Source organism: Austwickia chelonae NBRC 105200 (assembly GCF_000298175.1).
Classification (GTDB): Bacteria; Actinomycetota; Actinomycetes; order Actinomycetales; family Dermatophilaceae; genus Austwickia; species Austwickia chelonae.
The window spans coordinates 510,325-535,886 of record NZ_BAGZ01000005.1; the positions used below are offsets into that span (position 1 = coordinate 510,325).

18 protein-coding genes are annotated in these 25,562 nt (G+C 66.5%); 10 read left to right on the forward strand and 8 right to left on the reverse strand.

The window, feature by feature from the left end:
* Positions 1–200: 200 nt before the first annotated feature.
* The gene (locus AUCHE_RS05395; RefSeq protein WP_006502262.1) at positions 201–2,312 is read left to right on the forward strand and encodes an elongation factor G-like protein EF-G2; all 2,112 of its coding nucleotides are present in this window, start codon (positions 201–203) and stop codon (positions 2,310–2,312) included.
* 110 nt (positions 2,313–2,422) lie between these two features.
* Here the strand turns inward: AUCHE_RS05395 and AUCHE_RS05400 are convergent, their stop codons facing one another.
* The 3 genes from AUCHE_RS05400 to thrS form a co-directional block, all read right to left on the reverse strand.
* Entirely contained in the window at positions 2,423–2,986 is a 564-nt protein-coding gene (locus tag AUCHE_RS05400; protein WP_006502263.1) for an HIT family protein, read from the reverse strand.
* Positions 2,987–3,056: 70 nt separating this feature from the next.
* Complete coding sequence (locus AUCHE_RS05405; RefSeq protein ID WP_081578134.1) at positions 3,057–3,539, reverse strand: GNAT family N-acetyltransferase; 483 nt, start codon at positions 3,537–3,539, stop codon at positions 3,057–3,059.
* A gap of 186 nt (positions 3,540–3,725) precedes the next feature.
* A complete protein-coding gene (gene thrS, locus AUCHE_RS05410) occupies positions 3,726–5,756 on the reverse strand; it encodes a threonine--tRNA ligase (RefSeq protein WP_006502265.1) in 2,031 nt (676 codons plus the stop codon).
* 225 nt (positions 5,757–5,981) lie between these two features.
* Here thrS and AUCHE_RS05415 point away from each other — a divergent pair, with 225 nt between their 5' ends.
* The 4 genes from AUCHE_RS05415 (at position 5,982) to AUCHE_RS05430 (ending at position 12,373) form a co-directional block, all read left to right on the forward strand.
* Positions 5,982–6,860, forward strand: a complete 879-nt coding sequence (locus AUCHE_RS05415) for a putative RNA methyltransferase (RefSeq protein ID WP_006502266.1) — start codon at positions 5,982–5,984, stop codon at positions 6,858–6,860.
* A gap of 97 nt (positions 6,861–6,957) precedes the next feature.
* The gene (gene nifJ, locus AUCHE_RS05420; protein WP_006502267.1) at positions 6,958–10,605 is read left to right on the forward strand and encodes a pyruvate:ferredoxin (flavodoxin) oxidoreductase; all 3,648 of its coding nucleotides are present in this window, start codon (positions 6,958–6,960) and stop codon (positions 10,603–10,605) included.
* Positions 10,602–11,627, forward strand: coding sequence for a dihydroorotate dehydrogenase-like protein (locus AUCHE_RS05425; protein WP_006502268.1), 1,026 nt, complete (start codon positions 10,602–10,604; stop codon positions 11,625–11,627). The genes nifJ and AUCHE_RS05425 overlap by 4 nt, the downstream gene beginning before the upstream one ends.
* A 119-nt stretch (positions 11,628–11,746) precedes the next feature.
* Positions 11,747–12,373, forward strand: a complete 627-nt coding sequence (locus AUCHE_RS05430; RefSeq protein WP_006502269.1) for a MerR family transcriptional regulator — start codon at positions 11,747–11,749, stop codon at positions 12,371–12,373.
* Between the two features lie 117 nt (positions 12,374–12,490).
* On the opposite strand, the gene AUCHE_RS15535 is transcribed toward AUCHE_RS05430, so the two are convergent.
* Entirely contained in the window at positions 12,491–13,234 is a 744-nt protein-coding gene (locus AUCHE_RS15535; RefSeq protein ID WP_052024808.1) for a hypothetical protein, read from the reverse strand.
* A gap of 203 nt (positions 13,235–13,437) precedes the next feature.
* On the opposite strand from AUCHE_RS15535, the gene ygeW reads away from it, so the two are divergent.
* The 5 genes from ygeW (at position 13,438) to AUCHE_RS05460 (ending at position 18,682) form a co-directional block, all read left to right on the forward strand.
* Complete coding sequence (gene ygeW, locus AUCHE_RS05440) at positions 13,438–14,631, forward strand: knotted carbamoyltransferase YgeW (protein ID WP_006502271.1); 1,194 nt, start codon at positions 13,438–13,440, stop codon at positions 14,629–14,631.
* A 175-nt stretch (positions 14,632–14,806) separates the two neighbouring features.
* Positions 14,807–16,045: a YgeY family selenium metabolism-linked hydrolase gene (locus AUCHE_RS05445; RefSeq protein ID WP_006502272.1), complete on the forward strand. Its 1,239-nt coding sequence runs from the start codon at positions 14,807–14,809 to the stop codon at positions 16,043–16,045.
* Between the two features lie 91 nt (positions 16,046–16,136).
* Positions 16,137–17,069, forward strand: coding sequence for a carbamate kinase (gene arcC, locus AUCHE_RS05450; RefSeq protein WP_006502273.1), 933 nt, complete (start codon positions 16,137–16,139; stop codon positions 17,067–17,069).
* Positions 17,069–18,325, forward strand: a complete 1,257-nt coding sequence (locus AUCHE_RS05455; protein WP_006502274.1) for a PLP-dependent lyase/thiolase — start codon at positions 17,069–17,071, stop codon at positions 18,323–18,325. The genes arcC and AUCHE_RS05455 overlap by 1 nt, the downstream gene beginning before the upstream one ends.
* Before the next feature lie 102 nt (positions 18,326–18,427).
* Complete coding sequence (locus tag AUCHE_RS05460) at positions 18,428–18,682, forward strand: hypothetical protein (RefSeq protein ID WP_006502275.1); 255 nt, start codon at positions 18,428–18,430, stop codon at positions 18,680–18,682.
* 54 nt (positions 18,683–18,736) lie between these two features.
* Here the strand turns inward: AUCHE_RS05460 and AUCHE_RS05465 are convergent, their stop codons facing one another.
* From AUCHE_RS05465 to ygfK, 4 genes are all read right to left on the reverse strand, one after another.
* The gene (locus AUCHE_RS05465) at positions 18,737–20,341 is read right to left on the reverse strand and encodes a hypothetical protein (protein WP_006502276.1); all 1,605 of its coding nucleotides are present in this window, start codon (positions 20,339–20,341) and stop codon (positions 18,737–18,739) included.
* On the reverse strand, positions 20,311–21,084 hold the full coding sequence (locus AUCHE_RS05470) for an ABC transporter ATP-binding protein (RefSeq protein WP_006502277.1): 774 nt from the start codon (positions 21,082–21,084) through the stop codon (positions 20,311–20,313). The genes AUCHE_RS05465 and AUCHE_RS05470 overlap by 31 nt, the downstream gene beginning before the upstream one ends.
* Before the next feature lie 74 nt (positions 21,085–21,158).
* Positions 21,159–22,484 carry a putative aminohydrolase SsnA gene (gene ssnA / locus AUCHE_RS05475; protein ID WP_006502278.1) on the reverse strand — a complete coding sequence of 442 codons (1,326 nt, stop codon included), beginning with the start codon at positions 22,482–22,484 and terminating at the stop codon, positions 21,159–21,161.
* Positions 22,485–22,488: 4 nt separating this feature from the next.
* On the reverse strand, positions 22,489–25,542 hold the full coding sequence (gene ygfK, locus AUCHE_RS05480; protein WP_006502279.1) for a putative selenate reductase subunit YgfK: 3,054 nt from the start codon (positions 25,540–25,542) through the stop codon (positions 22,489–22,491).
* Positions 25,543–25,562: the final 20 nt, after the last annotated feature.

Here is a 25,562-nt window from a genome sequence, read left to right on the forward strand (position 1 = left end):
GACGTGAGGCCGTTCGTCATGTACACCCACGCAGGTTGTTCGAGAAGGATTCTGCAGCGACTTCTTGAAAAGAACATAAGTTCCCCTGTGCGGCAAAGAGACCCGCCGAAAAAGTCGTTCTTTCGTGCGCTGGCTCACCAATCATCGAATTTCCGCCGAAAGTGCTTGTCCCGATTGGAGACACATAGCAGGGTGTCTGCATGAGCGGCAGACAATCCACCATCACGTCGTCCCCCGTCGCCTCGTCCTCGGACGCGCTGCGCAATGTCGTCCTCGTCGGCCCCAGCGGTTCGGGGAAGACACGACTCTTCGACCATCTGCTCGCCACCACCACCCCCGGGTATCGTCCTCCGGCACGTGGTGACGAACGGTCGACGCAGCTGTCGGTGGCCGCGGTCGACTCCGGAGACGTGATCATCAATCTGATCGACACCCCCGGGTACAGCGATTTCGTCGGAGACCTACGGGCCGGGCTACGAGCGGCGGACGCGGCACTCTTCGTCGTCTCCGCGGCCGACGGCGTGGACGCCGGCACCCGCCGGCTGTGGCACGAATGCGCGAACGTCGATATGCCACGCGCCGTCGCCATCACCAAACTGGACGCCGGTCGAGGGGACTTCGAATCGGTATTGACCGAATGCCAGGAGGCCTTCGGGGACGGTGTTCTCCCCCTGGGCATCCCCCAGCTGGGATCCGGCGGATCCCTGGACGCCACCATCGACCTGGTGCTCGGTGAAGTGCACGACTACACCGGTCATGACCGGGTCGTGCGGCCCACCGGCCCCGAGCACGCCGACCTGTTCGACACCTACCAGGGACCTCTGATGGAGGGCATCATCCAGGAAGCGGAGGACGACACCCTCCTGGACCGCTACCTGGAAGGTGAGCAGATCGGTTTCGAGGTCGTCGAGGCGGCCCTGTTGAAAGCGGTCGCCCATGCGACCTTCTTCCCGGTGCTCCCACTGTCGGTGGCCACCGGGGCCGGGATCGACGTTCTCCTCCATCTGATCGAACATGCTTTCCCGCCGCCGTCCCTGCATCCTCTGCCCCGCGTGTTCACCACCCAGGGCGCCGATGGACCTCTGCTGACCGCCGACCCGGACGGCCCGCTGGTCGCCGAGGTCGTGAAGACCACCTCCGATGCCTATGTCGGCGCAGTCGCCCTCGTCCGCGTGTTCAGCGGGACCTTGCACCCCGATTCCTCGGTCCACGTCTCCGGCCATCTGGAGTCCTTGTCCGGCCGGGCGATCGAAGGGCATCACGACCACGACGAGGACGTGAAGGTCGGTCCGTTGAGCTCCCCGCTGGGCGAGACCCTGCGTCCCAAGGAATCAGCCATCGCCGGGGACCTGGCGATCGTGGCGAAGCTGCCGACGGCGCAGACCTCCGACACGATCTCCGACAAGGACATGCCCTTGGTGATGGAGCCCTGGGACATGCCCGACGCGCTGCTGCCCATCGCCGTCCGCGCTGCCACACGCGCCGACGAGGACAAGCTCCCGGCGGCATTGCAGCGGCTCTCGGCAGGGGATCCCTCCCTGCGGGTGGAGCACAACGCCGAGACGTCCCAGGTGGTGCTGTGGACGATGGGCCAGACCCACGCCGACATGGTGATGGACCGTTTGAAGGACAAGCTCAATGTGGATGTCACCGTCGAGCCGCTGCGGATCGCGCTGCGCGAGACCTTCCTCACGGGGTCGAGCGGGCATGGACGACATGTGAAACAGTCCGGCGGACACGGGCAGTTCGCTGTGTGCGACATCAAGGTCGAGCCCAACGAGCGCGGCGCCGGTTTCGAGTTCATCGACAAGGTCGTCGGTGGCGCGGTGCCCCGGCAGTTCATCCCGTCGGTGGAGAAAGGGGTGCGCGCCCAGTTGGAGAAAGGCTGCGTCGCCGGGTACCCGATGGTGGACGTGAAGGTGACCCTCTTCGACGGCAAGGCGCACTCGGTCGACTCCTCCGACGCCGCTTTCCAGATGGCCGGGGCCCTGGCGTTGAAGGAAGCCGCCGCTCAGTCGGGTGCCACGACCCTGTTGGAACCGATCGACCTGCTGACGGTGACCGTTGCCGACGACTACGTCGGGGCCGTCATGACCGATCTGCAGGGACGTCGGGGGCGTCTCCAAGGCAGCGAACCCGGCACCCAGGAAGGAACGTCGGTGATCAAGGCGGAGGTGCCCCAGGTCGAGCTCTCCCGTTATGCGATCGATCTGCGTTCGTTGGCCCACGGGGCCGGCACCTTCACCCGTCAGATGGTCGGCTACGAACAGATGCCGGGCAATCTGGTGAAGGAACGGGTCAGCACGTCCTGAGCGCACGTCGAACCGTCGGTGGGTGGTCGAGGCCCGGCTGGGCACGTCCGCCCACCGACGTTCGTCATCCCACGCTCGTCATGGACGACGATGCGTTCCGTCGAAGGCGGTCAGACCCACCCGTCGGCCAGGGCTAAGCGGGCGTCCTCGAGGAGGGTCGGCAATGCTTTCGTCTGGGCGATGATCGGTAGGAAATTGGCGTCTCCGCCCCAGCGTGGCACCACATGCTGGTGCAGGTGCGCGGCTACCCCCGCTCCGGCGACTGCGCCCTGGTTCATGCCGATGTTGAAACCCTGGGGTCGGGAGACCGCCTTGAGGGTACGGATGGCCCGCTGGGTGAGGTCGGTGAACTCTGCGACCTCCGCAGCCGTCAGTTCGACATAGGACGCCACGTGGCGGTAGGGACAGATCAGCACATGCCCCGGGTTGTAGGGGAACAGGTTCATCACCACGAAGCACAGCTCCCCGCGGTGGACGAGCAGCCCTTGCGCGTCGTCCTTGCTGGGCGCCGCACAGAACGGGCAGTCCTGTGTGTCCTCCGAGGCCGGACGTTCTCCTTTGATGTAGGCCATCCGATGCGGGGTCCACAACCGTTCGAAACCGTCGCCCACCCGCGGGAAGGACTCCTCCGGCTCGCACGGAGGTCCGGGCTGGAGATCACGTGCCGAGGTCATGGAGCGATCCTAGAACAGCGGACGGTTCTCGACGCCGAGGACTTCCAGAGGCACGCGATCCGGCACGCGGTCACTTCAGGTGGAGCCGGAACAGGTCGGGGTCCGCGGCCGCGAAACCGGCCCGGCGGAACAGACTGGTCCGGGCTGGATCGGTGGACAGCTGCACCCACGCCGCGCCGTTCTGACGACACCATTCCACCCCTGCGGACAACAACCGCTCCCCTACTCCGGTCCGGCGCGCCCACTGGGCGACGTACAGACTGGAGACGTGCATCCACGGGCGGGAGACCCGCCCCGGGCGGGGCAGATCGTCCACCACGTACAGGGTGATCGCCCCGAGTGGTCGTCCGTCACCGTCTTTGCTCACCCAGGCCGGACGACGATGCCGTTCGGCCAGCCATGCATCGGCGAAGCGGTCGAGGAAACCTGGTTCGCCCTCACGTCCTTGTTCTCGGTTCGACTGAAGTTCCAGAGCGGCCAGCACGAATGCATCGGACGGCTCTGCTCGCCTCACCTGCGCCACATGCGTCGAATGCGCCTGATCAGCCTTCATCCCTGCATGAAAGCACAAAAGTGCACGTCACGGCATTGTCGCTCGTGGCCGTACGGGTGTCCGGCAGGAGAAGTGCCCGCCGGAGAGATCGGCATCTCAGCTGGTCAAAGAAACAGCAGCGTTCACGCGTCCGCCCGGCACCTGGTGACAGGAAAATCTGTCGGCACCGAGCGGACGCCCACCGGATCACACCTGGGCGCGGGTCCGGATCGCTTCCAGGATCTTTGCGATCGCGGCGTACACCGGCACCCCGTTCTCCTGTGAACCGTCGCGGTAACGGAAGGACACCGCGCCGGCAGCGCGGTCCTCCTCACCGGCGATCAACACATAGGGCACCTTCGACTTGGAGGCATTGCGGATCTTCTTGGGGAAGCGGTCGTCACTGGAGTCGATCTCGACCCGGACCCCCTGAGCGCGCAGCTTCGTCGCGATCTCCTCCAGATAGGGACGGTATTCCTCCGCGACCGGGATCGCCGTGACCTGTACCGGCGACAGCCAGACCGGGAAGGCGCCCGCGTAGTGCTCGACCAGCACGCCGAAGAAGCGCTCGATCGAGCCGAAGAGCGCACGGTGGATCATCACAGGACGCTGACGGGTTCCGTCGGAGGCCTGGTACTCCAGCTCGAAGCGCTCGGGCAGGTTGAAGTCGAGCTGGATCGTCGACATCTGCCAGGTGCGGCCGATGGCGTCCTTGGCCTGTACGGAGATCTTCGGGCCGTAGAAGGCCGCGCCGCCCGGGTCGGGCACGAGCTCGAGACCGGAGTCCGCCGCAACCTGGCGCAGCGTCTCCGTGGCCTCGTCCCAGATGGCGTCGTCACCGACGAACTTCTCCGGGTTCTTGGTGGACAGTTCCAGGTAGAAGTCGTCGAGGCCGTAGTCCTTGAGCAGCCCGAGCACGAAGGTGAGCAGCGAGGTGAGCTCGTCCTTCATCTGTTCGCGGGTGCAGTAGATGTGCGCGTCGTCCTGGGTGAAGCCGCGCGCGCGGGTCAGGCCGTGCACGACGCCGGACTTCTCGTTGCGGTAGACGGTGCCGAATTCGAAGAGCCGCAGCGGCAGTTCCCGGTAGCTGCGGCCACGCGAGCCGAAGATCAGGTTGTGCATCGGGCAGTTCATGGGCTTGAGGTAGTAGTCCTGGCCCTGTTTGCGGACGTTGCCCTCGGCGTCGCGTTCCTCGTCCATGTGCATGGGGGGGTACATGCCGTCGGCGTACCAGTCGAGGTGCCCTGACGTCTGGAAGAGCTGCCCCTTGGTCAAGTGGGGGGTGTTGACGAATTGGTAGCCCTCCTCGACGTGGCGACGGCGGGAGTACTCCTCCATCTCCATGCGGATGATGCCGCCGTTGGGGTGGAAGACCGGCAGCCCGGAGCCGATCTCGTCGGGGAAGGAGAAGAGGTCGAGTTCGACGCCGAGTTTGCGGTGGTCGCGTTTCTCGGCTTCTTCGAGGCGGGTCAGGTAGGCCCGCAGTTCGTCCTTGCTCGGCCAGGCGGTGCCGTAGATGCGCTGCAGTTGGGCGTTCTTCTGGTCGCCGCGCCAGTAGGCGGCGGCGCTGCGCATCACCTTGAAGCCGTTGCCGAGCACTTTGGTGGTGGGGACGTGGGGTCCGCGGCACAGGTCGAACCAGACGACCTCGCCCTTGCGGTCCACGCTCTCGTAGACGGTCAGTTCGGCCCCGCCGATCTCGACCTCGGCTCCTTCGGCGACTGCGCTGACGTCCACTTTGCCGTCGGCGTCCTTGGTGCCGCCCTTGAGCCCGACGAGTTCCAGCTTGTACGGCTCGTCCTTGAGCAGTTCGCGGGCCTCTTCCTCGGAGACGACGCGGCGGCGGAAGGTCTGCCCGGAGTTGATGATGCGTTGCATCACCTTTTCCAGCTTCTTGAGGTCCTCGGGGGTGAAGGGCTCGGTGACCTCGAAGTCGTAGTAGAAGCCGTCCCGGACGGGGGGGCCGATGCCGAGACGTGCCTTCGGGTTGACCTCCTGGACGGCCTGGGCGAGCACGTGCGCTGCGGAGTGTCGCAGGACGTCGATGCCCTCGGGGGAGTCCAGGAGGACTTCTTCCACGTCGGATCCGTCCTGGACCTCGCGGAAGAGGTCGCGGATCTCGCCGTCGACCTTCGCGGCCACGACTCCTTTGACGCCGGGGAACAGGTCGCCGTACGTCGTGCCTTGGTCCACCGCTCGCTCGGTTCCGGCGATTCTCACGGTGATCTGGCTAGACACGACGGTCTCCTCGGTCAGGTGGGGATGCGGCGCCCGGCTGGGCGTACCGCTCAAGAGTAGCTGTGCCCCGGGCCGGTATCCGAACGGCTTTCGCCTGCGGCGGTAGGAATGTGTGGTGATGGTTCCGGCCGGTGCCGACGGTCGGTCGATGTTGGGTGCGGGGCGGCGTCTAGGGAAGGTTCGGCTTACAGAATCCGTCCGGAGGGCGGGCACTACAGTGACGCTGTGCTTGCCGGTCTTGCCTCCGTCCTGATCTGCCCGGTGTGTTCCGCACGCCTGTGCGAGGACGTGGAGGGTGCTCCGGGTCGTACGGTCCGTTGCCCGTCCGGTCACCGGTTCGACTTGGCTCGGCAGGGTCATCTCACCTTGTTGCACGGGGTGCATCGGCACACCGGTGACAGTGCGGCCATGGTGGAGCACCGGTCGGCCTTCCTCGGTGCGGGGCACTATCTGCCGATCGTGGAGCATCTGGTCCGGATGGCCGCCGAGGTGGATGTCCCGGGCATCGTGTTGGACATCGGTGGCGGGCCAGGATGGTACTCGGCCCGGTTGTTGGAGGAGCTTCCCGGTCGTTCCGGGGTCACCTTCGACGCGTCCAGTGCTGCGGCGCGTCGGGCGGCGCGGGCCCATCCCCGGCTGGCCTCGGTGGTGGCCGACGGATGGTCGGTCTTCCCGGTTCTCGACGGCTCGGCGGCGGTGGCCTTGTCCGTCTTCGCGCCGAGACGGGGTGAGCAGATCCGGCGCGTGCTGGCTCCGGGCGGTGTCCTGTTGACGGTGACCCCGCAGCCCGGGCATCTGTCTCAGGTGAGGGGTGTCCTCGGTTTGTTGGACGTCGCCCCGGACAAGGAATCTCGGTTGGCTTCCACTTTGTCGGGTCTGTCGATGATCGACCGGGTCACCGTGTCCTACGAGATGTCGCTGGGGCGGGCGGATGTGGAGCATCTGGCGTTGATGGGCCCTTCGGCCTTCCATGTCCCGGCCGAGGAGATGGCGGCCAGGGTAGCTGCTCTGCCGCAGGTCACAGCGGTGACTTGCGATGTGGTCGTGGGGTCTTACCGAGCGGATGCAGGGGCGTCTCCGGGGCCGGGAGCAGCCACGACATGACACCGATACTTTAGCGAAAGATACATATACACAAACGAGTGACAGGCAGACAATGCCAATGGGATACTGCCGTCAGCTCACAGGAGGAGACGGTCCCATGCAGACATCACCCCAGCGATGGGCAACCATGGACGGCAACGACGCCGCCGCCCGCATCGCCCACGCACTCAGCGAAGTCATCGCGGTCTACCCCATCACCCCCAGCTCGGCCATGGGCGAGTCCGCCGACGCCTGGAGCGCCGCCGGACGCACCAACCTCTGGGGCGCGGTCCCCGACGTCGTCGAGATGCAGTCCGAGGGCGGTGCCGCCGGCGCCCTGCACGGAGCCGTCACCAAAGGCGTCCTGGCCACGACCTTCACCGCCTCCCAGGGCCTACTCCTCATGCTGCCCAATATGTACAAGATCGCCGGCGAACTCACCCCCGCCGTGATCCACGTCGCCGCCCGCACCCTCGCCACCCACGCCCTGAGCATCTTCGGCGACCACCAGGACGTCATGAGCGCCCGGATGACCGGCTGGCTCATGCTCTGCTCCGCCTCCGTACAAGAAGCCCAGGACATGGCCCTGGTCGCCCACGCAGCCACCCTGCGCTCACGCGTCCCCGCCGTGCACTTCTTCGACGGCTTCCGCACCAGCCACGAAGTGAACAAGATCCAACTGCTCGACGACGACGACCTGCGCGCCCTCATCCGCGAGGACGACGTCCACCACCACCGCGCCCGCGGGCTCACCCCCGACGCGCCGGTCCTGCGCGGCACCGCGCAGAACCCCGACGTCTTCTTCCAGGCCCGCGAAGCCTGCAACCCCTTCTACGACGCCGCCCCCCAGATCGTCGCCGAATGCTTCGACGAACTGGCCGAACGCACCGGACGCCGCTACCACCTCGTGGACTACCACGGAGCACCCGACGCCGAAAAGGTCGTCGTCATCATGGGCTCCGGACACGGCACCACCACACAGTGCGTGGACACCCTCCTCGCCTCCGGCGAGAAGGTCGGGGTACTCGTCGTCCGGCTCTACCGCCCCTTCCCCACCGCAGAACTCGTCGCCGCACTCCCCCCGACCACCCGCCGCATCGCCGTCCTGGACCGCACCAAGGAGCCAGGAGCGACCGGCGAACCCCTCTTCCAGGACGTCCTCGTCGCCGCAGCGGAGAACGCCGGCCATTTCACCGCAGGGATGCCGACGATCATCGGCGGACGCTACGGGCTGTCCAGCAAGGAATACACCCCCGCGATGGCCAAGGCCGTCTTCGACGAACTCGCCGCAGACACCCCCCGCGCCCGCTTCACCGTCGGCATCAACGACGACGTCACCCAGCTCTCCCTCACCGTCGACACCACCTTCCGCCCCTGCACCGACTCCCTGTCCGCCGTGTTCTACGGACTCGGGTCCGATGGCACCGTGGGCGCGTCCAAGAACTCTGTGAAGATCATCGGCGAGGACGACGGGCGCTACGCCCAGGGGTACTTCGTGTACGACTCCCGCAAGTCCGGAGCCACCACGGTCTCCCATCTGCGCTTCGGCGACGCCCCCATCGACTCGGCGTACCTGGTCGACGAGGCCGACTTCGTCGCCGTGCACCAGTTCGACCTGATGAACCAGATGAAAACCCTGGACATCGCCAAGCCCGGCGCACCGGTCCTGATCAACTCCCCCTTCGGCGCAACGGGCACATGGGAACAGCTCCCCGTCGAAGTCCAACAGGTCATCATCGACAAACAGCTCAAGCCCTACGTGATCAACGCCCTCGAGGTCGCCCAGAAGGCCGGACTCGGCAAGCGCATCAACACGGTCATGCAACCGTGCTTCTTCTACCTCTCCGGCGTCGTCGCCCAAGAGGACGCGGTACCGCGCATCAAGGCCTCCGTCGAGAAGACCTACGGCAAACGCGGCCGGACGATCGTCGAACGCAACTGGGCCGCCATCGACGCCGCCATCGACGCACTCGAAGAACTGCCGGTACCGACCACCACCATCGGGGACGTCCACCGGATGCCCCCGATGCCCGAGACGACCCCCGACTTCGTCAAGACGGTCACCGCCACCATGTTGCGTGGCGAAGGAGACCTGCTCCCCGTCAGCGCGCTCCCGGTCGACGGCACCTGGCCCACCGGCACCAGCAAGTACGAGAAGCGCGGCATCGCCGAGGAGATCCCCGTCTGGGACCCCAGCCTGTGCACCGACTGCGGGAAATGCGCGATCGTCTGCCCGCACGCCGCCATCCGGATCAAGATCGCCCCCGAGCAGGAATTCGCCGCAGCCCCTGACAGCCTGCAGTCCAAGAACTACCGCGACCGCACACTGAAGGACCACAAGCTAGTCGTCCAGGTCGCCCCGGACGACTGCACCGGATGCGGAGTCTGCGTGGACATCTGCCCGGCCCGCAGCAAGACCGAGGTCAAACACAAGTCGATCAACATGGAACCCCGGCGCGAACACCTCGACGCCGAACGCGCCAATTACGACTTCTTCCTCGGCATCCCCGAGATCGACCGAACCGCAGTGCGCCACGACCAGGTCAAAGGCGTCGCCCAACTCCAACCGCTCTTCGAGTACTCCCTGGCCTGCTCCGGATGCGGCGAGACCGGTTACATCCGGACACTGACCCAGCTCTTCGGCGACCGCATGGTCGTGGCCAATGCCACCGGTTGCTCCTCGATCTACGGCGGCAACCTGCCGACCGCGCCGTACACCACCGATGCCGCCGGACGCGGACCCGCGTGGAGCAACAGCCTCTTCGAGGACAACGCCGAATTCGGCCTCGGGATGAGACTGGCCTGGGAACACCAACACTCCGAGGCACGACGCCACGTCGAGGAGCTGCGCGACCAGCTTCCCACCGACCTGGTCGACGCACTGCTGGACGCCGACCAGAGCGAGGAGGCCGGTGTCCAGGCCCAACGCGAACGGGTCGCAGCACTCAAGGAAGCCTTGGCCGCTCTCGAAGGACCCACCGCCCGGACCTTGACGACCTTGGCCGACGAACTCGTGGAGAAGTCCGTCTGGATCATCGGCGGCGACGGATGGGCCTACGACATCGGCTACGGCGGCCTCGACCACGTACTGGCCTCCGGACGCAATGTCAACGTCCTCGTCCTGGACACCCAGGTCTACTCCAACACCGGCGGCCAGGCCTCCAAGGCGACACCGCGCGGCGCCGCAGCCAAGTTCGCAGCCTCCGGCAAGGGCACCGCCAAGAAGGACCTGGGCATGATCGCCCAGGCCTACGGCGACGTCTACGTAGCCCAGGTGAGCCTGGGTGCCAACCAACCGCAGACGATCCGTGCGCTGCGGGAGGCCCAGGCCTGGAACGGCCCCAGTCTGGTCATCGCCTACTCCACGTGCATCGCCCACGGCATCGACATGGAGACCTCGATGAGTCACCAGGCCGAGGCGGTGTCCAGCGGGTATTGGCCGCTCTACCGTTTCCGGCCCAGTGAGGACGACCACGCACAACCCCTGCGCCTGGACTCGAAGGCGCCCAGCACACCGGTGTCGAACTTCATGGGCCAAGAAGCCAGGTTCGCGATGCTGCGCCGCAGCCACCCTGAACGTGCCGACGAACTCTTCGCCCTCGCCCAGCAGGATGTCGACGAACGCTGGCGGTACTACAGCCAACTCGCCGGCGTCGAACGGGCGCTGCCCTCCGAACACGCGGAGGGGAACGGTCACGCAGAACCTGCCGCACCGAATGTCCCCGCCGTCACGGGCCCAGTACGCACCGCCAAGGATGAGTCATGACCGCCGAACAGCGATCCACACCGAACCTGAACACCACCTACCTGGGGATGGATCTGCGCTCTCCGCTGGTGATCTCCTCCAACCCGACCACTCGCACCGTGGACTCCCTGCTCGACCTGGAGCAGGCCGGTGCCGGCGCGGTGGTCCTGCCCAGCCTCTTCCAGGAAGAAGTCGAAGCCGAAGAACTGGCCGCGATGCAGCTGGCCGAGGTCGGTGACAGCTTCGCCGAGTTCGGTTCGGCGCCCCTGGCCGATGTCGACGCCTCCGGATTGGGCACCGAACGGCACCTGCACCTCGTGACGGCGGCGAAGGAGGCGCTGTCCATCCCGGTCGTCGCCAGCGTGAACGGCGCCCGTCCTGGCGATTGGGCCCGCTACGGCAAGATGTTGGCCGAGGCCGGAGCCGATGCCCTGGAACTCAACCTCTACGGCGTCAACACCGACCCGACGATCTCGGCAGCCCAGGTCGAGGAGCGGTATCTGGCGATCATCGACGAGGTCAAGCAGGCCATCGACATCCCACTGGCGGTGAAACTGAGCCAGAACTACCAGTCCCTGTCGAATTTCGCGGTGCGCGCAGAATCGGCCGGGGCCGACGCACTGGTCCTCTTCAACCGCTTCCTCGGACCGGACATCGACCTGGAGAAACTGCGGGTCGTTCCCCGGGTGGCCTTGTCCACCCCAGCCGAACTGCGCCTGCGTCTGCGATGGATCGCGATCCTGCGCAGTCAGATGCCTGGTCTGGGACTGGCCGCGACCGGCGGAGTGCACTCGTCCGAGGACGTCGTCAAGTCGTTGTCGGTGGGCGCCGACGTGGCCTGTCTCGCCTCGTCGGTCTTGGCCCATGGGCCGAAGGTGATCACCGACCTGCTCGAGGGATTGCGCGCCTGGTTGGCCGCTCACGAGTACACCGGGGTGGACGAGCTACGCGGCAGCATGAGCTCGTCGTCGGTGGACGATCCCGGCGAGTTCGAGCGGGCGCAGTACGTCCAGGCGATCACCACCTGGACCCCCGACCGCTGAGCCCAGCGCTCTCGTCGCCGACGCCGGCGCGGATCTTCCGCGCCGGCGTCGCGGCGTTCGGGCGACCGCTCGTGAGGGGGTGTTGACTCTGCCACCGTGTCAGGGCGCAGGGTGAAGCCATGACCGACATCCCCCACCTGTTGTCGATCGGTGAGTTCTCCTCCCGGAGCCGACTGTCCGTCCGCATGCTGCGCCACTACGACGCCCACGGCGTCCTGGTGCCCGCGCTCCTCGACGCACTCATCGACCACGGAGACATCCCCATGTCCATCACCGTCACCCGCCACACGGTCCCCGCGCGCACCCTCGTGGGGCTGCGCGGCACCGTCCCCGCCTACGACCGCGAGGGCGAGCTGTGGGCGCGATTCATGCCGGAACTCGCCGCCCAGGGCCTCACCCCCGTCGGGCCTGGCGGCGTCATCGAGAACGACCCCGACTACCGCGAGGCCGACGTCGACGAGACGGTGTGGCTGCCGGTGGCGCCCGGTACGACGGTCCGGTCTCCCCTCCTCCTGCTCGACCTGCCAGCCATGGAGGTCGCGATGGCCGACGTGACGGGGCCGTACACCCTCATCACCGAGGCGCACGCCCGCATCGAGGACTTCCTGCGAGAGGAGGGCCTGTCCGTCGCCGCCCGTGACGGCGAGGCGCCCGTCGAGCAGCGGGTGTTCAACGTCTACCTGAACGACCCCAGTCAGGCGGCACCGGAGGAGCTGCGCACCCAGGTCTGCGTCCCCCTCGCCTGAGCACGCCGACCGACGGTACGACGAGCCGCGGCCTGCAGGACGTCGTACGGAAAAGAAGGCCGCCCCGGCCGACGGCAGAACCGTCGGCCGGGGCGGCCTCGCATCTGGGGGGTGAGCTCAGAGGTCGACGTCGCTCATGTCGCCGTAGGCCACCGGGTTCTGGCTGTTGTTGTCCAGGGGGTCGGGCTTGCCGATGAAGGGGTGCTCCGGCAGCGGCTGCCCGATGATCGCGATCCGGTCGCCGTGGATGGTGAGCCCGTCGATGGTGCCGACCATTTGCACGATGCCGGCGTGCGCGACGATCAGCCATTGGGAGGCGATGACGCGGTCGGCCTGCATGCGCCAGACGCCACGGCCGCGCAACCAGGTCTCGTGAGGGGATGACCCTTCGCGGTAGCCGACGCGTTCGCGGCCGAGGGCGTCATTGGTGACGGCGGGCTGGTCGGGGCCGAGCCGGACGCGGACGAGCTGGGGGCGGGGGACGGAGGGGTAGGCCGAGGGGACCCCGAGTTGTTCGAGGACCTCGCGTTCACGGGCCTGTTTGGACTGGGAGGACTGGGTGAGGACGCTGGCGATCACCGACTGGTGTTGCCCGTCGAGGGAGTCCCATCGGGCGCCGAAGGTCTGTTCGGGGTGTTTGCCGTCGGGGGTGTGTCCAGCGATCTCTGCGCAGATGCCGAGGAAAGCCCGGTCTCCGCTGGAGAGGACGTTCTGGCCGGAGAGGTAGGCGATCTTCGCCCAGTCGATGTGACGGACGGAGCCTTCTCCCGTCACGAAGGCGGCTGCTTTCGCCAGGACCGATGGTGCGCTGGCCAGGATCGCAGCTGCGTCCTCACGAGCCTGGGAGAGGGGGGAATCCATAGAGCCGATGTTAGCCACATCCTTGCCGGGCCACCAGAAGAAGACTAGACTCTTGCCATAGTCATACCGACAACTTACTGAGTTGGCCAATTCTCCGATCATGTATGGGAAACCTGGCAGTCGAACTCGTCTGTACGTCGGACCCGGCGCCACCTGCTGGCCACCTGCCCCGCGCCAGCCACGAAGGAGTTGACCAGACACCCATGGACGCACACGAGCAGATCGCCAAGCTCTCCGGCCTCGACTTCTCAGGCCTCCACCAGGACGACTTCCTCCTGACCTGGGACAAGACCGAAGACGAGATCCGCGCCGTCCTGGCCGTGGCCGACGCCCTGCGTGCCCTGCGCGAACAGAACACCAGCTGCCGGATCTTCGACTCCGGCCTGGGTATCTCCCTCTTCCGGGACAACTCCACCCGGACACGCTTCTCCTACGCCTCGGCCTGCAACTTCCTCGGCCTCGAGGAGCAGGTCTTCGACGAGGGCAAGTCGCAGGTCGCCCACGGCGAGACGGTCATGGAAACCGCCAACATGATCTCCTTCATGGCCGATGTCATCGGGATCCGCGACGACATGTACATCGGCAAAGGTCACACCTACATGAAGGACTTTTCCGAATACGTCCAGATGGGTTACGAGCAGGGAGTGCTCGAACAACGACCGACCCTGGTCTCCCTCCAATGCGATATCGACCACCCCACCCAGTCGACCGCCGACCTGCTCCACCTCATCCACACCTTCGGCAGCCTGGAGAACCTCAAGGGCAAGAAACTCGCCATGACCTGGGCCTACTCCCCCAGCTACGGCAAGCCGCTGTCCGTACCCCAGGGCATGATCGGCCTCATGTCCCGCTTCGGCATGGACATCGTGCTAGCCCACCCCGAGGGCTACGACGTCATGCAGGAACCGATGGACGTCGCCACCAAGTACGCCGGCGAGACGGGCGGCTCGTTCCGCATCACCCACGACATGACCGACGCCTTCGACGGCGCCGACATCGTCTGCCCCAAGTCGTGGGCCCCGTTCGCGGCCATGCAGGAGCGCACCGACCTCTACGGCAACGGCGACACCGAGGGCATCAAGGCCCTCGAGAAGCGCCTGCTCGCCCAGAACGCCGAACACAAGGACTGGACGACCACCGAGGAACTCATGAAGAGCACCAAGGACGGCAAGGGCCTCTACATGCACCCGCTGCCCGCCGACATCACCGACATCTCCTGCCAGGAAGGCGAAGTCGACGCCTCCGTCTTCGACCGCTACCGCGTCCCCATGTACCAGCAGGCCAGCAACAAACCGTATGCCATCGCGGCCATGATCTTCCTGCAGAAAGTCCAGGACCCGATCGCCAAGCTCCACGACCTCGCCGCAGGCAAGGCCGCCCCACGCTGGCAGCACTGAGACCCGGGGCGGGCGCAGGATCCCCGACGCCGCCCAGCGCCCGCCCCGACACCACCGCGTCCGCACCGGGACCGACCGACGGACGACACCCACCCGCATCGACCACGACCCGGCATGTCCCACGCCCACCGCCGGGCACACACCGGGCGCATCCACCCGACGAGGAGAGAAAGACATGGCCCAGATCGACTACGACAAGGTCAACGAGGTCGCGGAGTCCTACCGCACTGACATGGTGGCCTTCCTGCGCGCCCTGATCAAGAACAAAGGCGTCAGCTGCGAAGAAGAAGCCAAAGCCCGCCTCATCGTCGCCGAGATGGAGAAACTCGGCTACGACCGCACCCGCATCGACGGCCTGGGCAGCGCCATCGGCTACCTCGGCGACGGACCGAAGGTGGTCTGCTTCGACGGACACATCGACACCGTCGGCGTCGGCAATATCGACAACTGGGACTTCGACCCCTTCGAAGGCTTCGAGGACGACGAACTCGTCGGCGGACGAGGCGGCACCGACCAGCTCGGCGGCGTCGTCGCCTCCGTCTACGGCGGCAAGATCGCCAAGGACCTCGGACTGCTCTCCGACAAGTACACCTACATGGTCACCGGCACCGTGCAGGAAGAGGACTGCGACGGCATGTGCTGGCTGTACCTCATCGAGGAAGAGAACGAGCGCCCCGACCTGGTCGTCTCCACCGAACCCACCGACCACGGCATCTACCGCGGCCACCGCGGCCGCATGGAGATCCGCGTCGAGGTCGACGGCGTCTCCTGCCACGGCTCCGCACCCGAACGCGGCGACAACGCCATCTACAAGATGGCCGAGATCCTGCTGGAAGTCCGCGACCTGAACGACAAGCTCCACGTCGACGACTTCCTCGGCAAGGGCACCGTCACCACCTCGGAGATCTTCTTCACCAGCCCCTCACGCTGCGCAGTGGCCGACTCCTGCGCCATCTCCCTGGACCGACGACTCACCGACGGCGAAACCTGGGAAGGCGCCATCGAAGAGATCAAAGCACTGCCCAGCGTGCAGAAATGGCAGGCCCGCGTCTTCTGCTACGACTACAAGAGCACCGCATGGACCGGTAAGGAATACGGCCAGCAGTGCTACTTCCCGACCTGGGTCATCCCCGAGAACTCCCCGGAGATCCAGTCGGCCGTCGAAGCCCACCGCGGACTGTTCGGCGAGCCCCGCGTCGACAAGTGGACCTTCTCCACCAACGGTGTGGCCACCGCAGGCCGCCACCAGATCCCCACCATCGGTTTCGGCCCCGGCAAGGAGGCCCAGGCCCACGCCCCCAACGAACTGCAGTGGAAGGACGACCTGGTGCGCTGCGCCGCACTGTACAGCGTCCTGCCGACGATCTACTGCGAGCAGGCCGGCGAGGAGAAGACAGTCGTCTCCCAGCTCTGAACGAACCCGATCGGGGGTGGTTCCCGGCACCGGGAACCACCCCTCGTCCGGCCTCCCCCCTGCCACCGCACTCGGAAGGAATCCGCCCGCCATGTCCCGCATCCTCGTCTCCCTGGGCGGTAACGCCCTCGGCACCGACTTCGACGAACTCGTCGACACCGTCGGTGTCATCGCCGAACCTGTCGTCGGGCTGCTGAAGGATGGGCACGAGGTCGTGATCTGCCATGGCAACGGCCCACAGGTCGGCATGATCAAGACCGACATCGACCTGGGCAAGGCCGGGCTGCACGAGAACCGCGTCATGCCCCTCTCGGAATGCGTCGCGATGAGCCAGTCCTACATCGGCTACCACCTGCAGAACGCCATCGAGAACCAGATGCAGGTCCAAGGTGTGACCGGCAGATCCGTCACCACCGTCGTGTCACGCTGTCTCGTCGACCCGTCGGACCCCGGTTTCGCCGACCCGACCAAACCCATCGGCGCCTTCTTCACCGAAGAACAGGCCGCCGAGCACATCGCCCGGGGCAAGACCTTCGTCGAGGACTCCGGCCGGGGCTGGCGGGAGGTCGTCGCCTCCCCCGTCCCGTTGACGATCCTGGAGAAGGACTCCGTGCACGAACTGGTCACCGCAGGCCACGTGGTGATCGCCGGCGGCGGAGGAGGCATCCCCGTGATCCGCCAGGACGGATGGACGAAAGCGATCGACGCGGTCATCGACAAGGACCGCACCTCGATCCTGCTCGCCTCCGACACCGAGTGCGACAGCCTCGCCATCCTGACCGGCGTCGAGAAGGTCGCCGTGGACTTCGGCAAACCGACCCAACGCGACCTGTCCGAACTGACCGTCGCCGACGCCGAGAAATACCTGGCCGAAGGACAGTTCCCCGCCGGATCGATGGGACCCAAGATCCAGTCCGCGATCGACTTCGCGAAATCCGGACCAGGGCGCAGATGCCTCATCACCTCCCTCGACAAACTGGTCGAGGGTCTGCGCGGCGAGACCGGCACCTGGGTCGTGGCCTGATGTCCACGACGGCGACCGGCACCACCGTACGTCGCGGTGTGGTCACCGGATACCGGTGCGCCACGTGCGGCACATCGGTCGCCGTCGACCAGACCCACCCCTGGCGGTGCCCGTCCGCGCCCGTCGAGGACAACCACCACGTCCTGCACCCCGTGACCGACGGACCGGACCCCGAGGAGATCGACCACCCGAATCCTTTCGTCCGGTACGGACGTTCCTTGGCCTGGTGGGCTTTCGCACGCGCCCACGGCATGACCGAGGAACGATGCATCGCCCTGACCCGGGACGTGGCCGCAGGCTTCCGCGTGACACCTTTCGGCCCGCACCCGGCCCTGTCCGAACAGCTCGGTGCCGACATCTGGGTCAAGGACGAGACCGGCAACGTGGGCGGCTCGCACAAGGCGCGTCACCTCGTCGGGATCCTGCTGCACCTGCGGGCCGCCGAAGAGCTGGGCCTGGCCGACGGCCCCCCTCGACCGCTGGCGATCGCCTCCTGCGGGAATGCCGCGATAGCCGCCTCCACGCTGGCGAAGGCAGCCAGATGGCCGATCCAGGTCTACGTGCCGGAGACCGCCTCGTCCGCGGTCATGCGGACGCTCTCCGATCTGGGCGCGTCCGTCACCCCGTGCACACGTCGGCCGGGGACACCCGGTGACCCTGCGGTGGCGGCCTTCCGCATAGCCGTCACAGACGGCGCCGTCCCGTTCAGCGTGCAGGGCCCGGAGAACGGACTGTGCCTGGACGGCGGCCGGACCATCGGCTGGGAGATGAGAGCGGCCCTGCCCGCACCGGCCCGCGTGGTGATCCAGGTCGGCGGTGGCGCCTTCGCGGCCTGCACCGCTTGGGGCCTGGGACCGCAGTACCGCGTCGACTGTGCCCAGACCGAAGGAGGAGCGCCCTTGGAACGCGCCTGGCGACTGGCCGATCAGACGCCCGTCGACCGGCTCGGCGACCGCTGGGCAGATCTCATGACCCCCTGGGACGGCCCGGTCTCACTGGCCGACGGGATCCTCGACGACGAGACCTACGACTGGCAGGCCGACATCGAGGTCATGCGCGCCTCGGGCGGCCGACCGATCGTGATCGCCGAAGAACAGGTCCGAGAGGCCGACGCCCTGGTCCGAGCCTTGGGTCCGCAGGTCTCCCCCACCGGGACTGCGGGGCTGGCGGCGCTCCTGCCCGGAAAGGGAACAGGAACCGGTGTCACCCCCGGCGAACGTATCGCGATCGTCTTCTCGGGGTGTGTCCGCCACTGACAGGGACCCGCCGAAGAGGAAGGGTGCACCGTCGTTTCGTCCGCGCACAGATGGGTAGCGCCCCTTCCGTACGGTGAATCCCCGGACCGGAAGGGCGGACCCATGTCCGACATATATGACCACGAGCAGCTCCAACCCGAGGAGACCCTCGTCGAACAACCCACCGACGACATCCTCGACACCGGATACCGTCCGCCGGACGAGCGACCCCGTCACCACGGCCTGGACAAGTCACCGGCCGAGGAACACGCGCACGAGACGATCGAGGAACGCCTCGCCCAGGAAGAACCCGAAGACCCCGATCTGCCCGGGACCACGCTGCCCGCACCTGCCGAGGACCCCGGCTCCCCAGAGTGATCCCCCCGCACTCGTCAGCGCGGGTCGGCAGAGCTCCCCTGCGAGGACGTCCGCTCACCTGAGCTGCATCGACGCCAAGGCCTCGGGCCATCGCCCGTCCAGCACCGCGCCTCCCCAACGACACCCGACCCAGATCACGCCCCACCCCCACAGCGGGCCGATGACCAAGGACGTCGCTGCCGCCCAGGACGAACCACGCAGGACGACGAAGACCAGGATCACCACCGGCAGCGAACACACAAGAACTCCGAAGAGACACATCAGGCTGACCACCAACGAACCGGCCTTCTCCCCGCCACCCGACTGGAACGGGTTACCGTCCGAAGGAGGAACCGCCCACTGGACGAACGCACTCGCCCAGGACGACACCCCTAATCCGGTGAACAACAGGCAGGCCGTCAGCCCGGTCACCACGAGAAACTGCTCCACATCCGACGCGAAGAAAACCGTGACCGACACCAGGAGAAGGACCAACGGGCCGACCAACAACAGATGCGCCCAGACCCTCCCCCACCGGTCGTCCCTTCCAGGCAGGCCGGCCAGGACATGGGCGTGGACAGCGGTGCCGTCCATCGCCAAGCTGTTGAGCTGCAACAACCCGGCCATCATCGCGAGGAAGGGGGCCGAGGACATCGCGGTGAGGAAGGTCTCCCCCTGGGAAGAGGCCCCTCCTACCCAGGCGGGAGCCGTCATGATCAGCGGCAGTGCGGCGATAGTCACCAACTGAACCTTCAGCCTGCTGTCCCGCAGAAAAGTACGCACTACCCGGGCTGCGACTGCACCCCGTGGCGTCAACCCGAACAACCGCTCCAGTTTCCCCTTGTCCCGGACGAATTCACCCGAGCCTTCACCGCCTCCCGGGGCCACCAGCGTACGGTCCAAGGAGTGTTCCCACCATCGGGCCAACAGGACGATCAAGGCGCAGGCCAGCACCAGATGCACCAGCGCGGAAACGGGTCGGCCCGTCGCCAGGTCGTAAGGCACCGACCACGCCCACCCGAAGGGCGACCACGACGTGAAACCCACGATCGAACTGACCGATCCCGGCTGCCCTCCCTTCTCGAAGGACAAGGACAACACCTTGACCGCGAGCTGCATCCCTATGCCGAGGAAGGCCGCGCCGAAAGCCACGATGGCTGCCGCTTTCTCCTTGGTACGACGGGAACTCAACGAACCGGAGAGCGCAGTGGTCAACATCCGGCTCATCAGAATGCAGGTCACCGCGCCGAGTGGTACCGCGACCACTGCGGCCGCCGTAGTGGCCGGGTTCGCACTCCAGGCGATGACCAGGCACAACGAGAGCGCCAGGAGAGCTCCTCCGGGTGCACCGATGAAGGACGCGGCGACCAGCCCCGGCAGTAGATGTCGAGCCGGGAGCGGCAGAAGTGCGAATCGCCCGGGGTCGAGGGTCTCGTCGACTCCGAAGAAGAGCAACGGAAGGACAAGCCAACCCAGGGTGAGCAGGGAGAACGCCGGGACGACCACGGCCCCCAGCTCTGCACCACCCGCACCTCTGGCGAAGACGAGAAGCAGACCGAGCGGAAGCACCATCGCCGCGGTCCACAGGTAGGCCAGTACCAGCCCGAAGGACGACCAGCCGCTGCGCCGGAAGGACCGGCCCAGCAAGGTCAGTTTGAGTCGGACGAGGACTGCAACCATGTCAGGCCACCTTCTCCGCTGCCGGACGAGATTCCTACCAAGGCCAGGAAACGCTCCTGCAAGGACAGACCGTTGCAGACGTCCTGGGTGGCGCCGACGGCCAGGACCCGCCCGTCGGCGATGACCCCGACACCGTCACAGAGATGTTCGACCAGTTCCATGACGTGGCTGGAGAGGACCACGGTGCCGCCTGCGCGGACATAGTTGCGCAGGATCGTCCGGATCACCTCCCCGGAGACCGGATCCACCGATTCGAAGGGTTCGTCCAGGACGAGCAGGCCCGGGGCGTGCAGGAGCGCGCAGGCCAGGGAGATCTTCTTCTTCATCCCGGCGGAGTAGTCGGCGACGACGAGATCGGCGTCACCGGAGAGCCCCAAGGTGTCGAGCAGCTCCCTGCTGCGCCGGTCGATCTCGGCGGGTTCCATTTTCCGGAGCAGGCCCATGTAGCGCAGGAGTTCACGCCCGGAGAGGCGGTCGAAGAGCCGCATCCCGTCGGCCATCACCCCCATCCCGGCCTTGGCCCGGGCCGGGTTCTCCCAGACGTCGTTCCCGAGGACGTAGGCGCTGCCGGCGTCCGGTCGTAGCAGCCCGGTCGCCATGGCCAGAGTGGTGGTCTTGCCCGCCCCGTTCGGCCCGACCAGCCCGAAGAGCACCCCGGTAGGGACAGCCAGGTGGAGTTGGTCGACAGCGACCTTGCCACCGAAGGACTTCCGTAATCCGGTGAGTTCCAGGGCATAGGACATAGCACCCATCCAAACACGACGGCCGAGGTCGGGGCGCCTGGCAGGGAAAAGTTTCGGTGGCGCCCCGGCCTCGGTCACATCCGAGCCCAGATCCGGGGGGCTCGCTCACGGGACCGGGCGAAGATCTCCGCCTCGTCGACGGTGAGGATCCGTCGGTCACGCATGACCCACCGGCCGGCGACCATCGTGTCGTGGGTGAGTGCTCCGGTCATGCCGAAAAGTAGATGTCCCAGGGTGTTGTCACCGTTCATCGGGGTCTGTGGGAGGTAGTCCTGGGTGATCACGTCCGCATAGGCGCCGGGGACGAGAACACCGAGCGGTTTCCGCCAGTAGCGGGCGGCGATGGCCGGGTTGTTCCGGAAGAGCAGTGTCGCTGCTTCCATGAAGCCCGCGGTCGGGTCGGCGAGCCGGTGGCTCTGGGCGATCTTCGCCACCGAGGCCGAGGCCAGCATGTCGGCCAGGTAGGCGTCGGTGCCCAGGCCGCATCGGATACCTCTGCGGAGCATTTCGACGACCTTGGTCACGCCGACGGCATTGCCCATGTTGGAGTGGGGGTTGGTGACGACGGAGGTGTCGGTCTCCTTGATGAGTTCCATCTCGGACTCGTCGACGTGGACGCAGTGCACGAGGATCGTCTCGGGGCCGAGCATTCCCGCGTCGTGGAAGCGTCGGACGATACGTTTCCCGGTGAGTCCTTCGCAGGCCGGTTCGTCCTCGGGTCCTTCGGCGGTGTGGACGTGGAAACCGGTGACCCCGGCGTCGCGGACGGCTGTCACGCACCGTTCCAGGGTCTCCTGGGAGACGGTGAACGAGGCGTGCATCCCGAAGAGCCCTGTGATCAGGTCGTCCGGGGAAGCCGCGGTCTCCTTCATGAAGGAGATGTTCTCCTCGATCTGCCGGGTGAGGATCTCCGGTCCGTCCCGGTCGGAGGTCTCGTAGCAGAGGCTGGCGCGGATGCCCAGGGCGCGGGCGGCGTCGGCCTGGGTCGTCAGGGAACCGGTGACGGCGTAGGGGCTGGAGTGGTGGTCGATGACGGTGGTCACGCCGTTGCGGATCGACTCGACGAAGGTCGTGGACGTGTTGAGTTCGACGTCCTCCGGTTCCAGGAGACGGTCGAGTTTCCACCACAGTTTCTCGAGTACACCGGTGAAGGTCGTGCCTTGTTCGGTGGCGGCCATGCCTCGTGCGTAATGGCTGTAGGCGTGGGTGTGGGCGTTGATCAGGCCGGGCATGATGACGCGCCCGGAGACGTCGACGTAGTCCTCTCCGGGATGCGCGGCGCGCAGGTCGACGTCGGGGGCGACGTCGACGATGGTGTCGCCTTCGATGCGGATCGCGCCGTTCTCGAGGTACGGGTTGTCCGGGTCGTGGGTGATGACCGGTCCGTTTCCGATGATCATGTCGTCACGCCTTCGCGGTAGGGGTGAGCAGGTAGGAGTAGCGTCCTTCGAGTTGATCGAGGACCGCAGCCATCTCGGCGGTGAGCGGGTCCGCCGCGCCGGTGTCCTGTTCCCGGTCGTGGCGGATGATGTCACCGCCGGGCAGGCGGACCAGGTAGGTGCGGCCACCGGTGTGCAGGAAGCCGGGGTTGGTGGAGTCCTCGAAGTCGGTCTGTTCCCAGAAGACGGTGAGTTTGTCCTTGTAGGGCAGTCCGGCGTGCGGGCAGAAGGTTCCGCAGGTGTTGCATTCGTTGCACAGGCCGTCGATGTGGACGATCTGTCGGGAGTCCGCGAAGCCGGGGACGGCCAGGGCCACATTGGCCCGGTTGGGGCAGACCTCGGTGCAGATCTCGCAGATGTCCTGGCAGGTCAGGCAGCGTTCGCCTTCTTTGCGTCCGTTGATCTCGGCGATCATCAGGCCGCGGCGGGCGTGGACGTCGGTGGGGGGCCGGTGCACGGTCGGGTGTGGCCGGGCGTAGTCCGGCACGATGCCTTCGGATTCGAGGATGGCCCGGCAGGCGATCTTGGCGTCGGCGATGGCTTGCACGATCGTGGCCGGCCCGCGGCGTCCGTCGCCGATGACGTGGACGCCGGGCACCGTGCATTCGAGGTGTTCGTCGACGACGGGGTGTCGGCGCGCGTCGAGTTCGATGCCGTTGCGGGTGTAGTCGTCGCCGAGGACGGTGGCACCGGTGGCTCCGATGACGGTGTCGAAGGGCATGTCCTGGTATTCGCCGGTGCCGGTGACGGAGCGCCGGCCGCTGGCGTCGACCGGTCCGAGTGTCATCCGTTCGACACGCAGGGTGGTGCCGTCGTAGGAGACGGGGGCGAGGAGTTCGTGCATGGGGAGGCCTTCGGCTCGTACCGTGTTGACCTCGTGTTGGGTGGCCGGCATGAAGGGTTCGGTCCGTCGGTAGATCAGTTCGGCCGTTTCTACGCCGGGTAGGCGTGTGGCGGTGCGGACGCAGTCCATGGCTACGTCGCCGGCACCGATGACGGCGATCCGTCGGCCGTATTCGTGTCCGTTCTCGTTCTGGGTCTGCCAGAGGAAGTCGAGGGCGTCCAGGATGTGTTCCTGTCCTTCTCGGACGGGGCTCTGTCCTCGTCCCCAGGCTCCGATGGCCACGACGACGTGTCCGTAGTTCTTCTTCAGCTCGGTGACGTCGAAGGCGGGGTCGGTGTCGAAGTGGAAGTGCACGCCGAGGGAGGTCGCCAACCGGTAGTCACGGTCGATCTGTTCCCGGTCGATGCGGAAGCCGGGGATGATGTGGCTGACGATGCCGTACGGGTGGCTGAGTTTTTCGAAGACGTCGACGTCCATCCCGTTGCGGCGCAGGAAGATCGCTGCTGCGATGCCGCCGGGGCCGGCGCCGATGACGGCTGTCCTGACCGGGGTGCGCAGTTCGGGGCCGAGGGTGCGTCGGATGTATTCCTCCTGGGCGCCGTCCGCGGCGGCCAGTTTGACACCTCGCATGTCGATGGAGATGTCGTAGTCGAGCCGGGTGCAGTGTTCTCGACATTGTTCGGAGCAGAGCACGCCGGTGATCGTCGGGGAGGTGTTGTCGAGGGCGATCACGGAGAAGGCCTCGGTGTACTGTCCGGCTGCGGTCAGCGCCAGATATTCGGGGATCTGTTGTTCGACGGGGCATCCGCCGTGTTCGCAGGGTGCTTTGAAGCAGTCGGTGAGTGGCAGCGCGGTCGAGGTCTTCCGGGAACGGATCTTCTCCCGCCACCGCTTGTGGTAGCGCTCGCCGGCGAAGAGGTCTTCCACGGCCCGGTCGAGGGCTTGGACGTCGATGCCGGAGTAGTCCGACATGGCCTGGGCGGTTTCGTCGGCGAGTTGATTGAACCGGGTGACTCCGCCCGGTTTGAGGATGGTGGTGGCGACGGTGACCGGTTGGATGCCGGTGCGCAGGACCTGGGCGATGTTGAAGGCGTCGATGCCTCCGGAGAAGGAGATCGGGAGTTTCCCGTCGAAAGCGTGGGAGAGTTTCTGCGCCAGGGAGAGGGACAGGACGTACAGGCTGCGCCCGGACATGTACATCTCTTCGGCGGGCAGTTCGCCTGCGGCGACCTGGACCGGGAAGGTGTTGGTGAGTTTCACTCCGAAGCGCAGGCCTCGTTCCTCGGCGACGGCGGTGAGTCGGTGGAACATCGGGACGGCGTCCTCGAACTGGAGGTCGGCGACGAAGTGGTGGTCGTCGAAGGTGAGGTATTCGTAGCCGAGCCGGTCGAGGGAGGTGCGCGCGTAGTCGTAGCCGAGCATCGTCGGATTGCATTTGACGAAGGTGTTGAACCCTTTTTCCGTCAGCAGGTGCATGGCGATGCGTTCGATCTCGTCGGCGGGGCATCCGTGCAGGGTGGACAGGGTGACGGATCGGCTGAGTCGGGGGTCGATGCGGTCGAGGTCGTCGCGGGTGAAGTAGGTGAATTCGGGCAGGTGTTCTTCGACCCACTGGTGGCATTCCTGCCAGGCCCGGGTGCCGGAGGCGTCGGCGATGTCGTTCAGATAGGTATCGATCTTCTCGCTGCGGATGCCGTCGAGGTCGTAGCCGACGCTGATGTTGAAGGCGATGTCCTCGAGGCTGCCGAGCTGGCATTCACGGGCGAGCACGGCGATGGCGAAGTAGGCGCGCACGTATTCTTCGAAGGCTTGGGGGACGGTCAGTTCGGTGGACCATTCGCAGTTGTAGCCCTCGTCCTGGGCGTCGATGCAGGGTTTGGGGACGGCGTGGCGGATCTCCTCGCCGTCCATGCGCTGGACGGTCTTGAGTTCCATGAATCGGGCGCCGGCGAGATAGGAGGCCAGGATGTTGTGGGCCATCTGGGTGTTCGGTCCGGCGGCGGGGCCCAGCGGGAGGGCGAGCCGGTCTCCGAAGGCGTTGATGATCAGCCGTGGCCGGGGGGTCGTCCAGAAGTGGTCGCGGCGTACTCCGAAGATCGACTGGTCGGTTCGGAGTTCTTCCTGGGCCCACCTCATCAGGTGGTCGAAGGAGAGCGGTCGCATCAGGTCACCCATGTCGGGATCCTCCGGGGTCG

Bases quoted from the DNA above. Each gene is read 5' to 3' on its own strand.
- AUCHE_RS05395 (WP_006502262.1), top strand. From the start codon at position 201: ATGAGCGGCAGACAATCCACCATCACGTCGTCCCCCGTCGCCTCGTCC.
- AUCHE_RS05400 (WP_006502263.1), bottom strand. From the start codon at position 2,986: ATGACCTCGGCACGTGATCTCCAGCCCGGACCTCCGTGCGAGCCGGAG.
- AUCHE_RS05405 (WP_081578134.1), bottom strand. From the start codon at position 3,539: ATGAAGGCTGATCAGGCGCATTCGACGCATGTGGCGCAGGTGAGGCGA.
- nifJ (WP_006502267.1), top strand. From the start codon at position 6,958: ATGCAGACATCACCCCAGCGATGGGCAACCATGGACGGCAACGACGCC.
- AUCHE_RS05425 (WP_006502268.1), top strand. From the start codon at position 10,602: ATGACCGCCGAACAGCGATCCACACCGAACCTGAACACCACCTACCTG.
- AUCHE_RS05430 (WP_006502269.1), top strand. From the start codon at position 11,747: ATGACCGACATCCCCCACCTGTTGTCGATCGGTGAGTTCTCCTCCCGG.
- AUCHE_RS15535 (WP_052024808.1), bottom strand. From the start codon at position 13,234: ATGGATTCCCCCCTCTCCCAGGCTCGTGAGGACGCAGCTGCGATCCTG.
- ygeW (WP_006502271.1), top strand. From the start codon at position 13,438: ATGGACGCACACGAGCAGATCGCCAAGCTCTCCGGCCTCGACTTCTCA.
- AUCHE_RS05445 (WP_006502272.1), top strand. From the start codon at position 14,807: ATGGCCCAGATCGACTACGACAAGGTCAACGAGGTCGCGGAGTCCTAC.
- arcC (WP_006502273.1), top strand. From the start codon at position 16,137: ATGTCCCGCATCCTCGTCTCCCTGGGCGGTAACGCCCTCGGCACCGAC.
- AUCHE_RS05455 (WP_006502274.1), top strand. From the start codon at position 17,069: ATGTCCACGACGGCGACCGGCACCACCGTACGTCGCGGTGTGGTCACC.
- AUCHE_RS05460 (WP_006502275.1), top strand. From the start codon at position 18,428: ATGTCCGACATATATGACCACGAGCAGCTCCAACCCGAGGAGACCCTC.
- AUCHE_RS05465 (WP_006502276.1), bottom strand. From the start codon at position 20,341: ATGGTTGCAGTCCTCGTCCGACTCAAACTGACCTTGCTGGGCCGGTCC.
- AUCHE_RS05470 (WP_006502277.1), bottom strand. From the start codon at position 21,084: ATGTCCTATGCCCTGGAACTCACCGGATTACGGAAGTCCTTCGGTGGC.
- ssnA (WP_006502278.1), bottom strand. From the start codon at position 22,484: ATGATCATCGGAAACGGACCGGTCATCACCCACGACCCGGACAACCCG.
- ygfK (WP_006502279.1), bottom strand. From the start codon at position 25,542: ATGGGTGACCTGATGCGACCGCTCTCCTTCGACCACCTGATGAGGTGG.